The organism is Erythrobacter sp. NAP1 (assembly GCF_000152865.1).
Lineage (GTDB): Bacteria > Pseudomonadota > Alphaproteobacteria > Sphingomonadales > Sphingomonadaceae > Erythrobacter.
Window position 1 is genome coordinate 2,660,588 of the sequence record NZ_CH672390.1, and the last position, 12,226, is coordinate 2,672,813.

11 protein-coding genes are annotated in these 12,226 nt (G+C 59.6%); 2 read left to right on the plus strand and 9 right to left on the minus strand.

Translation table 11 applies throughout. The features are described from left to right. The first annotated feature begins 3 nt into the window (after positions 1–3). Together NAP1_RS12695 and NAP1_RS16045 are read left to right on the plus strand one after the other, a co-directional pair. Positions 4–501, plus strand: a complete 498-nt coding sequence (locus tag NAP1_RS12695) for a GAF domain-containing protein (RefSeq protein WP_007165713.1) — start codon at positions 4–6, stop codon at positions 499–501. A 252-nt stretch (positions 502–753) separates the two neighbouring features. Then, a complete protein-coding gene (locus NAP1_RS16045; RefSeq protein WP_156777272.1) occupies positions 754–1,575 on the plus strand; it encodes a hypothetical protein in 822 nt (273 codons plus the stop codon). 9 nt (positions 1,576–1,584) lie between these two features. On the opposite strand, the gene NAP1_RS12705 is transcribed toward NAP1_RS16045, so the two are convergent. The 9 genes from NAP1_RS12705 to NAP1_RS12745 form a co-directional block, all read right to left on the minus strand. Continuing rightward, on the minus strand, positions 1,585–4,365 hold the full coding sequence (locus NAP1_RS12705; RefSeq protein ID WP_007165715.1) for a carboxypeptidase-like regulatory domain-containing protein: 2,781 nt from the start codon (positions 4,363–4,365) through the stop codon (positions 1,585–1,587). A gap of 30 nt (positions 4,366–4,395) precedes the next feature. Continuing rightward, a complete protein-coding gene (locus tag NAP1_RS12710) occupies positions 4,396–5,187 on the minus strand; it encodes a molecular chaperone (protein WP_007165716.1) in 792 nt (263 codons plus the stop codon). A 251-nt stretch (positions 5,188–5,438) separates the two neighbouring features. After that, positions 5,439–5,978, minus strand: coding sequence for a DUF4402 domain-containing protein (locus NAP1_RS12715; RefSeq protein WP_007165717.1), 540 nt, complete (start codon positions 5,976–5,978; stop codon positions 5,439–5,441). 244 nt (positions 5,979–6,222) lie between these two features. Beyond that, a complete protein-coding gene (locus NAP1_RS12720) occupies positions 6,223–7,209 on the minus strand; it encodes a ParB/RepB/Spo0J family partition protein (RefSeq protein WP_007165718.1) in 987 nt (328 codons plus the stop codon). Continuing rightward, positions 7,206–7,982, minus strand: a complete 777-nt coding sequence (locus NAP1_RS12725; RefSeq protein WP_040465028.1) for a ParA family protein — start codon at positions 7,980–7,982, stop codon at positions 7,206–7,208. Before NAP1_RS12725 ends, NAP1_RS12720 begins: the two co-directional genes overlap by 4 nt. A gap of 62 nt (positions 7,983–8,044) precedes the next feature. Continuing rightward, positions 8,045–8,686 carry a 16S rRNA (guanine(527)-N(7))-methyltransferase RsmG gene (gene rsmG / locus NAP1_RS12730; protein ID WP_007165720.1) on the minus strand — a complete coding sequence of 214 codons (642 nt, stop codon included), beginning with the start codon at positions 8,684–8,686 and terminating at the stop codon, positions 8,045–8,047. Continuing rightward, a complete protein-coding gene (gene mnmG, locus NAP1_RS12735; RefSeq protein WP_007165721.1) occupies positions 8,683–10,536 on the minus strand; it encodes a tRNA uridine-5-carboxymethylaminomethyl(34) synthesis enzyme MnmG in 1,854 nt (617 codons plus the stop codon). The genes rsmG and mnmG overlap by 4 nt, the downstream gene beginning before the upstream one ends. A 62-nt stretch (positions 10,537–10,598) precedes the next feature. Beyond that, positions 10,599–11,885, minus strand: coding sequence for a tRNA uridine-5-carboxymethylaminomethyl(34) synthesis GTPase MnmE (mnmE, locus tag NAP1_RS12740; protein ID WP_007165722.1), 1,287 nt, complete (start codon positions 11,883–11,885; stop codon positions 10,599–10,601). A gap of 24 nt (positions 11,886–11,909) precedes the next feature. Next, complete coding sequence (locus NAP1_RS12745; RefSeq protein ID WP_007165723.1) at positions 11,910–12,179, minus strand: DUF6489 family protein; 270 nt, start codon at positions 12,177–12,179, stop codon at positions 11,910–11,912. Positions 12,180–12,226 lie beyond the last annotated feature (47 nt).

The window sequence follows — 12,226 nt, forward strand, 5'->3', positions numbered from 1 at the left end:
ACCATGTTTGATTTCAAACCCGACCCGTCAATCGATGTCGCGGAGCGCTATCGCCAGTTGGTCGATGCGGCCGACGCGCTCACTTCCGACGAGCCGGACGCCGTTGCCAACATGGCGAACGTTGCCGCGCTGATCTGGGAGTTCGTGGACGACCTTAACTGGGCAGGCTTTTACCGCGTTGGCGAGAGCAAGTCCGGTGCAGAAGAACTCGTGCTCGGACCGTTCGTCGGACGTCCTGCCTGTATTCGCATTCCAATCGGACGCGGCGTCTGCGGTGCTGCCGCGGAGAAAGCGCAAACCCAGCTGGTCGAGGACGTGCATGCTTTTCCGGGTCACATAGCCTGCGATGCCGCCAGCCGCTCTGAGGTGGTGGTCCCAGTCGTGCGTGAAGGCAAAGTCGTCGCAGTAATTGATCTCGACAGCCCTTCGCCTGCACGCTTCGGCAAAGATGATGCCGCAGGGTTGGAACGGCTGGCCGAACTGCTCGCAGATCGAATCTGAGCCTTAGCCTCCCGCGCAAGATCGCCCCGAAACGAGACAAGGCCCCAAGCGCGCTTGGTTGCTTTAGTTAGCCAATGGTAAACCTGCGCCAAATCACGCGTCGTGCATCGCTCCATGCGAGTCGCGCGCCCAGTTTTCGGGGGTTTAGTTATGACGATCAAGGCGTTCTCAAGTCTGGCAGTGGCTGGTGTAGCAATGAGCGGGCTCATGATGCCGGCCACGGCGCAGGCCCAAATTGCTGATCCTACACCAATGAGTGTCGCCGAAGTCGAAGCACTCCCTGCAGAATATCGCACTGCGCCGACTATCACTGACCTCACGGAGACTACCGTTGACGCAGATGGTGTCGAGACGATCACGCGCACAAGGCGTATCGAAAGCACAGCGCCCTATGCGATGGAATATCAGCAGTATCGCGGTGATGAGCGCAATGCTCACCGTGCCATTCCTGCTCAAGGTCACTCATACGGGTACGCCCCGGCAGCAAGCGTTTTCGAGCGCGACCAGTGGATCGCCGAGTGCGAGCGCCGCACGAATGGGCGCGATGACCGCGAAAAGGGCGGCATCATCGGCGGCCTGCTCGGCGCGATCGCCGGCGGCATCATCGGAAACCGCGTCGCCGACGGTGACAGGCTTGCCGGCACTCTAATCGGTGCTGGCGCTGGCGGTATCGGTGGGGTGCTCCTTGGCAGCCTGATCGGCGGAGGACGCAATGACCGCGGTGACTATGACTGCGAGGCTGCTCTCGACAGCTACCTTTCGCAATATGGCCACTCCGGTCCGCGCTATGCTTACCGTACAATCCCTGCTCCTGCACCGGCCTACCCGGGATATGCGCCGCCGGCCCCGTATGGGTACGGCTATGGATATGCGCCAGCGTACCAATACAGCTACGCGCCCCCTCAACAGATTGTATATGTGCCCGTACGATACGAGCAGCAGCAGCGCGTAATCGTGCGCGAGACAGTGCGCGAAGAGGTCATTCCTGGCGCAGCGCGCACGATCCCCGCCCCCACTCCAGAGCCTCGCCCTGTCCCGCGGCCCAACCCGCCGCGCTATATCAAGGGCAACTGAAGCCTTTAGTTATTCAGGTTTTACCGCCGCAATGACCGGGCCAGTTTCGGGTGCTTGGTTGTCCCTGTTCTCAGGGACGAGACTTACGGTTCCGTAGCGAACCACGTCTTCGTCGCGATTAAGTGTAAATTGCGAGCGGCCGTCGTTGAGGTTCACCTCACGGCGCACGCCGAGCGTCCTTGCCGTATCTTCATCCACTCGCAGGCGGTACTGGCCATAGGGCACGCGCTGGAACAGGAAGAACCCGTCGAATTCGCTGATTGCCTGTGCGATAACCGCCCCGCGATTGTCGACGAGCTCCAGGCGGACACCAGGCTGCTCAACACCGGACGAACTGCGAATGGTTCCTTCGACCTCGCCCGTGGGTGAGACAGCGAGCTCGATCTGCGCGACCACTCCGGGGCGCGGGGTCAGAACGATACCCTTCTCCGAAGGCGCCAGGAACGGATCGTCCAGCGAGGATGTATCGATGCCTACCAGCACTGGACGGAATGGTCGCAGGTCATCGACGATCGCGCGGCCATTTTCGCCGGTAATCGCGTCCGTGCTGCGCAAGCCGGCTTCGACCATCACATCAGGCAGAACTTCTTCGCCCTCATCGCGGCGCGCATTGCCGTTATCGTCCCTGAACACGGTCACGGCCGCCTGGCCGCTACGAGCCAACTTGCTGCCCGTAACCCGAACACCGCCGGAGACCGGATCTGGGCCCAGGCTGAAAGCGAGTTGGACAGAAGCTCCGACTCCGCCACGTGACGTAACGAAGGCGTCACCGCGAAGCGAGAACTCCTCGAAGTTGTGCGTGTAGCCACCGGTCAGGCGGAATTCGTCGACCCGGGCCGTGTAGTCGATCTGTCCCTGCAGATCGGCGTCCTCCCCGATATCCATGTCGGCGCGCACGGTGACACTCTCGAGGCCCTGCTCGCGGCCACCGGTAAGGAACGTGGCGTTGCCGCGCACACGGAAATCCTTGAAGCGCGCATTTGCAAGCAACCTCACCCGTGTCTCGTTCCGAGCTGGCGTAAGATCGCCTTCGGTTCGCTGCTGGTGGCTCAGTTGCGCGGATACAGCGAAGCGTCCCGCCGTGAGCGAGGTCGTCATTAGGAATTCGTTAACCTTTGAGCCGTCCTTCAGCGCCGAATGGCTCACCTCCGCCTGCACGGGCAGCACGATCTTGCCCATCGCCAGCGAGGTCGAGAAGTTGAACCCGCCTCGATAGTCGATCTCACCCTCGGTGAATTCGCTCGTGAAGTCGCCAAATGCCACCAACGCATTCGCTCCGAAGTTGAAATTGCTTCCTATTCGGCCAAGCGCATTGGTTTCGAGGGCCGAACCGGCCCCGAATTCGTGTGCAGCGGCGATTTCTAGCTGCATGGCGCCAAATGTGCGCGCAACGGCGCCCTCCGCAAACCTGCGGCGCGCGCCATCTACGACTAGGCTTTGGATGCCGAGCGCGGCGCTGGTTCGTTCGTCGAGGCCGCGTTCGACCCCCATGCCCCAGCGCCAGGCCTGCGGGCCATCACGAATGCCCGTGCCGAGGTCAATCAGGTCCCGGTTTGTCTGGAGGATTCCAGCCCAATAGTAAGTCTCACCCGGCTCGATCTGGTTGAAGCCCACTGGAACCGATGTTCGGTCGCGGCGGATCTGTCCCTGAGGGCCGTAAAGCACGACCTCCAGGTCGTTTCGGCCAAAGAACAGCTCGACTTCAATAAACTCGTATCGCCCGTCACCGCGATCGTCCTGGAAGGCGATCAGCTGGCCGTTACGATAAAGCTCTGCATCCCATCCTGCCGGCAGCGTGCCGCGCAATGTGGTCGCAGAGAACCGGGATACCTGGCCCAGTGGACGGTTGCTGATGAAAGCACCCCGCCCGACGGCGGTTTGCCCCGTCAAACGCCCAGGGAGCGTTTCTACGTCACCTGCAGCAACCTGTGTGGCGCCGAGGGGACCCAAAAGACCGCCATCCGGGTCGTTGCGGTACGCGCGTAGGCGGACAGCCTGCGGGCTCAACTGATCATCGGTCGCGACGCGGGCAAAGTAGCTCGCACCCAGCGCCTCACCGGCAGCATAAAACTCTACACGGCCCTCGGCTCCATTGCGGCCACCCTCGCCCGCGCGAAACCCCGCCTGCGCGACGACATCGACCGACGGTGTGCGCCAAGGGCGATACTCCATTTCCGCACTGGGATACTGCGACAGATCGAAAGTTGCGGGTCGAGAGCGAAGTCGCGCCGCGCGACTTCTACGCTCGATGGCCTGCATGAAGGGAAGATCTTCGTCAGTTTCCAGTCTGACGATCGCGTTGAAGAGGTCGGGACGGAATTCAATGCCAAACCAACGAGACAGGGCATTTGTATCAACGCACCACCCTTCTGGGGTGTCATAAATGTCAGAGGACACCGGCGCAGCACCGGTGTTCACGTTTTGTACTGTACCAGAGTCTCGATCAAGCGTGAATTTCTGGTCCTCCGCGAACAACCAGCCAGTTGCGCGGCGCGACTCTTTGTCGATGCGAATGGGAAGATCGAGCGACTGAATGACATCGGCAAGATCAAGGCATACGCCGCGATCGGTTTGATAGCCGCGCACATCGTAATTCAACTTGAAGTTCTTGATGACGAGCTGAAGGAAGAGGAAATCGTCATCGGTGGCCTGCCAACCCGCCGAACCTGCAGTGGACTGCAAGGTTTCGGGCTGTTCCTGCGCCGACGCAGGTGTTGCGCCCGAAAACGCACCAAGCGCCACCGCGAAAGTCGCGGCGGCGCTCAGGGTTTTTTGGCGCAGCGAGATCATGATTAGCTATCCAGGCTCGTTCGCGAGGCCCTAGCCGATGAAGCTATCGATCGCGGCGATCAGCCCGCCGCCGGCATTTGGCATCTCGCGATACTCGATGCGCAGCTGGCCGCGAAAACTGGCTGCCTGCTCGGGCGTGAGGCGAACTCGAACTTCGCGCTCGTTGACTTCGGGATAAACAGCCAGGCCGCGCAAATTGAGAAGCGGCTCGTCCAGTCCTGGCTTGGTCACTTGAAGGACACCGTAGGTCGAGCTGTCGCCCGCGCGATTGATTGTCAGTGTGAGTTCCGGACCATCGGGCCCATCGACAAGCGTCGGCTGAGACAGCGCAACTTGTGCCTCCACCCGGCCGTGCCGCACAATAATTGGAATAGTGACACCGTAGATCGGGATGAGTTGGATCGAAACGCCTTCACCGGGCTGCGCCTCATCGGCTACCGCGCGCGTGCGCGGGATCGCCTTGAACGACATATGCACCCGGTATTCCCCATCGGGAAGATCCGCTCCGGGGCGCGCCGCGAGACGCACGGCCTGCGGCTGGCCCGGCGGAAGCGTGATACGGCGGGGCGCATAGCGGATCATGCCCAGCGCCGCCTCTTCTGCCGAGTTGGCATCGGTCTTTTCAACCGGCTCGAGCCGGCCATTGTCGAGCATCCGGCGAAGCTCAAGTCCGATGCGGTACGTCGCTTCTTCTGTGCCGATATTGCTCAGGATAACTTCGGTCCCGCGTGATCCATCGAGAATTACGCGCGTTGGAGCGACAAGAAGGTCGCCCTGCGCCTGGCTTGGCGTAGCCAAAGCGAGCGTCGAGAAAGCAGCCATCGCCGCGCTCCCTTTCGCCAATTTCCGAAGTGTTTTGAATGACATTTCTTATTGACTCCCTGATGCAGGGACGAGTGCACAAAGCGCACGGACCCGCGTATTTTCACGGATCTTGGTAAGCGATCAGGGTTAAGAAGGCTTAAACTCAGGCTAACTGGGTCCTTCGCGAAAATAGCAGAGCCGCGCTCTCGGGGGAGAGCGCGGCTCGAACCGATATCTCTGCCTGCGCCCTGGAGCGCAGCCCGTGAGACTTACGAGTATTCGACCGAAACGTCGAACGAACCCGAGAAAACGCCTGCGGCTTCAGTGCCGTCGAGGTTGATGGTGCCACCAACGTCGAAAGTCGCGTTGCCGGTGCCGTCGAGGCCAACTTCCGGGCCGCTTGCACCATTTTCGCTCGAGGTGAATGTGCCGAGCTCGATTGTGTGCTCTGCAGCGGTTGCAAGCGTGTAATCGGGGTGACGCAGTTCAACACCCGCACCCGGGAGGCTGATCGTCACGGCCTTGTTTGCGGTGCCCTCTACCGAGAAAGCTGCAACGCTGGTCGTGCCCGAGCAAACGATATCGGCCGCGGTGCAATCGACCGAACCGTCGCTTTCGATGGTAACCGTGCCGGCACCGGTCACAACCATGGTGCCGAAGTCGAGTGCTGCGTCGTTATTGAGGATCAGTGCGTCAAGCACCTCTGCGGTGGCGTCTGCGGTTGCAGTATCTGCGTGAGCCGCGGTGCCCATGCCCAGAGCAGCGAACATGGCGATGCCAGCTGCGCCGAAACGAATGGTCTTGGTCATTATAAGTCCTTCCAAGCGTGGTCTATTCCCGATGCACGCATGTTCGATAAGCAACCCGAATCGCTTGAGCCGAATCATGCCTGCCGAACGGGTTGGTCACCCCGCTCGCCTCACTTAGGTAGGATTACCCAGTTCCTCTTTCGTTTTCGGAAAAGGTTAATGGCCGCGCAAGATTTGCGGCGCGAGTGCCAAAAATGCCTGATTTTCCGGGCTTTCCGGACGGCTTACCGGTTGGAAAAACCCATTAAATATCGCCGCCAGTGAGGCGCTGACAAAGCATGTCGAGCTGGTCGAGCGAGCCATACTTGATCGTGATTGCGCCAGATTTGGGGTCTGCATCAGCCTTGATCCGCACGGTGAGGCCCAAAAACTCTTCAAGATGGCGCTGGACCGCGACGATGTCGGCATTCTCATGCTCTGCCTTCGGATGCGCCTTTGCGCTAGCTGCCCCGGCCTTAACGCCCTTGGAGACTGTGCGAACAAGCTTCTCGATCTCGCGCACCGACAAATTGTCATTGACCGCTTTGGCGGCGAGGTTTGCCGCGTCGTCCTGACCGATGAGCGCACGCGCATGGCCCATAGAAAGACGACCATTCTCGACGAGATCCAGAACATCCTCTGGCAAACCGAGAAGCCTTTGAAGATTGGCAACATGGCTGCGCGATTTCTCGACCATCTTGGCGATCTCAGCCTGGGTCATCCCCTCGTCCCCGCTAAGCCTCTGATATGCCCGTGCTTCTTCAACTGGATTGAGATCTTCGCGCTGCAAATTCTCTATCAGGGCCAGCGCTATCACTTCGCGCTCGGACAATTCTCTGACAAGTGCTGGAATCTCGTGCAGGCGAGCTTTTTGCGCAGCACGCCAACGCCTTTCGCCCGCAACGAGCTGATATCGTCCTGCCCCGTGTGGGCGAACAATAATTGGCTGGATAACGCCCCGCGTCGAGATGGAGGCGGCAAGCTCGTCGAGGGCAGTCTCATCAAAGTGCTTGCGAGGATTACCCGGGAGAGGCTCAATCTTGGCGATCGGCAGCACTTTCAGCGGGGAAGCGGCAACAGCTTCCTCCGATCCTATCTGAAGGGCCGCAACTTCCGAATCGCTTCGAACCAGAGGTTCCTCTCGCTTGGTTTCACCCAAAAGGGCCCCTAGCCCTTTGCCGAGTTTCTTCTTGCGATCGGCGGGGCTGCGTTGCGGGACGGAGAAACGAATGGGGTCTGATGGCTTGCTCATGCAGCCTTCCTTTCAGGAGGGAATCGCCCGATCAACTCACGCGCAAGCGCAATGTAAGCGCGGCTGCCGGCACAGGAATGATCGTAAACAAGCGCGGGCAGCCCGTGGCTGGGAGCCTCGGAAAGCCGCACGTTGCGAGGGATGACCGTTTCGAAGACCAATCCACCGAGGCAATCGCGAACATCTTCCGAAACTTGATCGGTGAGACGGTTCCGACGGTCGTACATCGTTAGGACGACCCCGATGATATCAAGCGTTGGGTTGAACCGCTGCTGCACCTGCTCAACGGTCTTGAGAAGCTGACTAAGTCCCTCAAGAGCAAAGAATTCACACTGCAGGGGCACCATCAATGTGTCAGCGGCACACAGAGCATTAAGGGTCAAAAGTCCAAGGGAGGGCGGGCAGTCGATGAAACACACTTCATGACCACCATGGTTGCTCAGAGCGGTACGCAACCGCGCAGTCCGCTCTTCGACGGAGACAAGCTCAACCTCCGCACCGCTCAGATCGACGGTGGCAGGAACGATATCGAGGCCGGGAATACTTGTCGGGACAATCGAATCGACCAATGGCACTTCGTCTACCAAGAGATCATAGCTGGAAATGTCGCGTGCATCCGCACCAACACCCAGACCAGTTGATGCATTGCCCTGGGGGTCGAGATCGATCAGCAGCGTGCGCCATCCTGTCGCTGCCATTGCCGTCGCCATATTGATTGCGGTCGTGGTCTTGCCCACCCCGCCCTTCTGGTTCGCAATCGCAATCGTTAGCATAGGGCGCTTCCCAATTTGCCCGTTCAGACGGGCGGTTTCATCATACTCGGCACGTTCGGAGCTCATTTACTCACGATGATACCCGCCTCATCATCGGTCAACGAATGTTTCACGTGAAACATCTTCCGAATCGCAGGTTTAGCCTGAGATAATTCGTGCTCTGCGGAGCGCCCTTTGGGCAAGAGGTAGCGTGTTCGCTTTGTGGAGAAGGGTGCGGATAACGCGATGAGTTTGTCCAAGGACGCAAATGCGCGTGCCGAAATGACCCAACTTTCGAATGGACTAACGCGCTCAAGGCGCTGGCCCTCTATCCTGCAGTTTTTGAGACCGAGCCGGGTGACGCAGTCCTCCAGAAACTCCACGCGCCGGCCACGGGACTCGACGAGAACGACATCGATTTTGGGGCAAAGGATCGCAATTACGAGGCCGGGAAGCCCAGGCCCGGTGCCAAGATCCAACCATGGGCCTGGTGCACCATCCCCATATGTTTCACGTGGAACATGCTCCAATAGCTGCGCACTGTCAGCAATATGGCGCTCCCAAAGCTGTTCTTCGCTGGGTTTGCTGATCAGGTTTTGTTGTTGGTTTTCAGCGAGAAGCAGGCCTGCATATTCGTGAAGCCGCCCAACGGCGCGGTCGTCAGCCCAACTTTCCACATAAGCGCGAGCGTCCGCTTCGCCCGCTATCCTTCGACGCTCGCTCACGCCGCACGTCGCCAGCGACGGGCGTGGACCAAGAGCGCCGACAATGCCGCAGGAGTCACGCCAGGCACCCTCCCCGCAGCTGCCAAAGTTGTTGGTGCAGCAGATGATAGACGTTCAACCATCTCATTCGAGAGGCCCGGCACTTCCCCATAGGGGAAATCGCTCGCCAGAGGGAGCTCTTCGCTTGCCCGCAAATCGCGCAACTCCGCTTCTTGCCGCGCGAGATAAGGGGCGTATGCGGCATCCTCAGCCATTTCCTCGAGGATCTGCCGATCCTCCAAGGTCGCATCAGGGAGCCATGGCCGAAGAGTATCGATCGTCACCCCGTCGTGGCGCAACCATTCTTCGATCGTCTTCTCTCCCCCATCGCGTCGAACGTTCAAACCTGCATCTGCAAGTTCGCGAGCACGAATCGACAAGGAAAAAGCCTCCATCACGGTCGTTTGCGAAGACTGTCGCTCCGAGAACCACTTTGCTCGATCGTCACCGATGCAACCAGCTTCAAGGCCGAGCCCCGTCAAGCGCGAAGATGCGTTGTTGGCGCGCAGCCGCAAACGATACTCAGCTCGAGAGGTAAGCATTCGATAAGGCTCGCTCACGCCCTGCAAAGTAAGATCATCAATCATCACCGCGATGTAAGAATTGGCCCTGTTGAGCGCGGGCGCCATCGCCCCAAGCGCCGAAGCCGCAGCCTCAAGACCCGCCACAAGGCCCTGAGCAGCCGCCTCTTCGTAGCCAGTTGTGCCGTTGATTTGCCCTGCACAGTAAAGGCCCGGGATTGCACGAAGCTGAAGATCGGGGGTGAGCGCGCGGGGATCGATGTGATCGTATTCGACGGCGTAACCCGGCACAGCCATTTCTACGGACGCCAAGCCAGGCATTGCCCGAAGCATCGCCTGCTGCACATCAACCGGCAGCGAGGTGCTAATTCCATTCGGATACACCAGATGGGTCCCCAACCCTTCTGGCTCGAGGAACACCTGGTGGCCGTCACGATCGCCAAATCGATGGATCTTATCCTCGATTGACGGGCAATATCGCGGTCCAGCGGCATCGATTGCTCCGGAAAACAGCGGTGACCGGTCGAGATTGTCGCGGATGATGTCGTGCGCGACCTGCGTCGTGCGCGTGATCGCACAGAAAACCTGAGGGTTTTGTCGCTCTTTCGTCAGGGGCGACATGGTCCAACTCTCGTCATCCGAAGGTTGTTCTTCGAGCTGTGACCAATCGATTGTGCGTCCGTCCAACCGCGGGGGCGTGCCGGTCTTGAGCCTAGCCATGGGTAGGTCGGCACTGCGCAATTGCGCTGCCAACCGCGTTGCCGCGTTTTCGCCTATTCGGCCGCCCTCGAAACGCTCTTCGCCGCGGAATAGTACGCCGCCTAGGAATGTTCCGGTGCAAAGGATCACTCGCGGTGCCTGAAGCAAGGTGCCATCGGCCAGTTCGAGGCCTGCGACAGCGCCGCCCTTGATCGACAAGGCGGCCGCCTCACCTTCCACAAGCGTCAAGTTTCGTTGTTGCCTGGCGATCTGTTGGACCGCTGCCTTGAACATGACCCGGTCAGCTTGAACGCGAGGTCCCCAAACCGCGCTTCCTTTAGAGCGGTTGAGCATCCGATAGTGGATGGCCCCCGCGTCTGCGGCTATCCCTATAACGCCGTCGAGGGCGTCCACCTCGCGAACGAGGTGCCCCTTACCAAGGCCGCCAATGGCAGGGTTGCAGCTCATGGCCCCAACCGCTTCGAGGTCAAAACTGACGAGCCCCGTGCGCGCGCCCATTCGCGCTGCGGCGCAGGCCGCTTCGACACCGGCGTGCCCGCCGCCAATCACCAAGACATCAAATTCATGCATGCGGGGGCAAATAGGACTTCGCCCCTCAATCGTCAAAGCTGTTTCACGTGAAACACCGCCGCTCATTTGCCGATACAAAACCGACCAAACAAAGCATCGAGCATGTCTTCAGTGGTTGCTCGTCCAACCAGTCTGTCGAACGCGACCCGAGCGCGACGAAGCTCCTCTCCGATCAAAAGCAGATCAGACTGGGTGCGAGCCGATTCCAAGGCATCGAACGCCTCACGCAATCGCGCATGTTGGCGAGCATTCAGCGCAGCCTCGCCCGGCCGCGGGAGCGAAGATCGTGCGGCTTGCACGAGATCAAGTTTCAACTCCTCAATGCCCTGCCCCGAAATTGCCGAACAATTGTGGCGGGCAGAGCGCTTGGCTACATGGTCTTGTGCATCTGTACGCGCGCCGATTTCCCAGGCGCCTTCCGGACCCTGGCCCTCTACCCCTAGCCACAGTATAAGATCGGCTCGAGCGAGTTCGTCACGTGCGCGCTCGATACCGATAACCTCAATTTCCTCATCGCTGTCATCACGAAGTCCAGCCGTGTCGACAAAGGTGAACGGCACACCACCAATCGCTACACTGCGCTCAATGACATCGCGTGTAGTACCCGCAATCGGTGATGTAATAGCGGCTTCGCTCTCAATTAAAGCATTGAATAGGGTCGATTTTCCTGCATTTGGCGGTCCAGCAAGGACAACCCTGAACCCTTCTTTGAGCTTTTCTGACTTCGGCCTCTCAAGCCACTCACCTAGTCCCAGCGAAAGCTCTTCAATGTTCCACGTGAAACCTTCCGGAAGATCGGACACATCGTCCTCATCCGAAAAATCGAGCGCGGCTTCGACTTGAGCGGATAAACGCAGGACTTGCTCGCGCCACTCGTTGATCTTGGACGACAAGGCGCTGCTTACGTTAGCAACTGCGGCTGCGCGCTGAAGCTCGGTCTCTGCCTCCAGCAGGTCGGCAAGTCCCTCTGCCTCCGCGAGATCGATTCTTCCGTTGGCAAAGGCTCGCCGCGTGAACTCGCCCTCCTCGGCGGGGCGCAATCCGTCGATCTCCCCCAGCGCCTTCGTAACAGCCCGGAGCACCGCTCGACCGCCGTGGCAGTGAAGCTCTGCCAAATCCTCGCCGGTTGCTGTCGCAGGCCCCTCGAACCAGAGCACCAGCGCTTGGTCGAGAGTATCACCGTTTGCATCGCGCAAGACAGCCAAACTGGCTCTGCGCGGCGTGAAGCTGCGGCCCGCCAGCTGACGCAATGCCAAACCTGCTGACGGACCGCTAATCCGGATCACCCCAATGGCTGCTGGCGGCGATCCACTGGACACCGCAAAAATTGTCGAACTTTCGCTGCTCATTACAGCGTCATTTCTGTCGGCAAATCAGTCTCCGGCGCTATCCCGTGACTTCTTCCCTCCGCCCCCGGCTGCACGCATGCCGCCTTCGACGAAACTCTGAAACATCTTGAGCCCCACCTGCCCCATTGGAGCCAAAGCTTGGGCGTATTCCTGCATCTGCGCAGGATTGCTCACCCCTTGCATCGCTTTCTTGATGTTGTCGACGTAGATCGTGTTGGCCTCACTCACGTCTGGAAGCCCCATGAAGCTTCGCGCTTCCTCAGGTGTGCAATCGATCTCGATATTGACCTTCATGGGCTTGTCCTCTCATCCAGCGGCACGGGTTCAACCCTTTGGTATAT